Origin of the sequence: Gluconobacter sp. P1D12_c, assembly GCF_018812105.1 — a bacterium.
GTDB classification, from domain to species: domain Bacteria; phylum Pseudomonadota; class Alphaproteobacteria; order Acetobacterales; family Acetobacteraceae; genus Gluconobacter; species Gluconobacter oxydans_A.
Window position 1 is genome coordinate 1 of record NZ_JACSIQ010000448.1, and the last position, 456, is coordinate 456.

Annotated in this window: 1 protein-coding gene; it reads right to left on the reverse strand. The window is 45.0% G+C overall.

Going from position 1 to position 456, the window contains the following annotated elements; all coding sequences use genetic code 11:
• Positions 1 to 445: hypothetical protein (locus KP705_RS17605; protein WP_215765217.1), on the reverse strand; the 445-nt coding region annotated here is incomplete at its 3' end.
• Positions 446 to 456: the final 11 nt, after the last annotated feature.

The window sequence follows — 456 nt, forward strand, 5'->3', positions numbered from 1 at the left end:
TCTCAATATCGTTCGGCTTAGTCACATATTTTGTGACCTCATCAACAGACTCAAGAGTTCCCGCATCCTTAACAATGCACGACATCCTCTCACGAACATCAGCAAGAAAATCCTGCCAGCCGTTCCCCTTCAAATACGGCAGATCAAAGAGGATATTCATATGCATGTTAAGGGTTTCATGATCCTCATTATGAGTGAACTCAGTCCCCCTGAAATACAGATTTGAACCATATTTTTGATTGAGCCAACGGAAGCAATCAGAGAGCTTGCGTGTCCATTTCCTATGCTCCGCCTTGAGGTCATCATATATGCGGACGTTCTCACCGCAGGTGATAACCATGTACCGCAGATACTTCCCCTTATTCGGGAGAATGTTATCAATCCAATAGGTCAGCTCATTCCTCAACTGGCGACGCTCAGCAACAGCAACAGCAGGAATGAACATGATATGCCTAA